Source organism: Staphylococcus sp. HMSC068C09, assembly GCF_001813735.1.
GTDB lineage: Bacteria > Bacillota > Bacilli > Staphylococcales > Staphylococcaceae > Staphylococcus > Staphylococcus hominis.
In genome coordinates this window covers 1-1,142 of sequence record NZ_KV813754.1, presented here as the reverse complement: position 1 = coordinate 1,142, position 1,142 = coordinate 1, and the positions used below count along the sequence as shown (strand labels likewise).

Here is a 1,142-nt window from a genome sequence, read left to right as displayed (position 1 = left end):
TAGCTATATTTTTTTACTTTGCAACAGAACCTTTTTATTTATCGTAATTTTAATATATATCTGATTTTTTCATATTTCCAGCCTTAACTTCTGTTGTATCATATATTGCGATAAATGCGTCTGGGTCTACATCATTTATAATTTCTTTAAGTTTTTGTTCTTCGAGTTTATTAATAACACAAGAAATTTCTACAAATGAATTATTTTCTTCATCAATAGTCACTTTTGTAAATGTGCAATACCTTCCCAGTCTTTCTTTAATTTCTTTATTCATAATGTCATAATCTTTTGTAATAATTTTAAACGTTTTCGAACCACTTAGTCCTTCTTCAATAATATGTATAACTTTTGAAGCAATAAAATATGCGAGCGCTGATAAAATGGCACCTTTAAAGCCAAAAACAGTAGAAACAAGTATAAATACGAATGTATTGAGAAATAAAATTAAATCACTTGTTCCGAAAGGTAACTTTCTAGATAATAAAACGGCTAACATATCTATACCATCTAATGCCCCACCATTTCTAAGGGCAAGACCCATGCCTAATCCAATAACAACTCCACCAACTACAGTAATAAGTAGTGAATCACCTTCAATAATTGTTGGTACATGATGCATAATCGAAGTGAATATAGATAATGATAAGATACCTATTATTGAAAATATAGCAAACTTACGTCCGATTTGTTTATAACCTAACCATATAAATGGTAAATTGATTATTCCTATTAATATTCCTAAAGGTAAACCAAACAAAGTGGAACCTACAATACTAATCCCTGTGACTCCTCCGTCAGAAACGTTATTTGGGATTAATATAGATTCCAAACCATATGCTGTAATAAGTGCCCCAATTATAATAAGTAAAATCCTGCCGAATGATATAATCACCATTTTTTTTGTCATTTTTGAACTCCTATTTTTATTATTAAAAAGTCTTCACCTATATTATAACTTGTTTTATCAATTTAATGAAATTGGTGTTAATGATTGATATCATATTTTTTTAAACAAAATTCTAAAAAAGATAATTTAATGTTTAATCAGCGTCTAATACTCAAAGTAAATAAATGAAAAATTTCCCAAGGCATTTACAAATATATTAAAATAGGTTCTGTTGCAAAGTAAAAAATATAGCTAA

1 protein-coding gene is annotated in these 1,142 nt (G+C 27.7%); it reads right to left on the bottom strand.

Annotation, left to right across the window (positions count from 1 at the left end; translation table 11 throughout):
• Nucleotides 1-49: 49 nt before the first annotated feature.
• Nucleotides 50-907, bottom strand: a complete 858-nt coding sequence (locus HMPREF2930_RS04095) for a YitT family protein (RefSeq protein ID WP_002501998.1) — start codon at nt 905-907, stop codon at nt 50-52.
• Nucleotides 908-1,142: the final 235 nt, after the last annotated feature.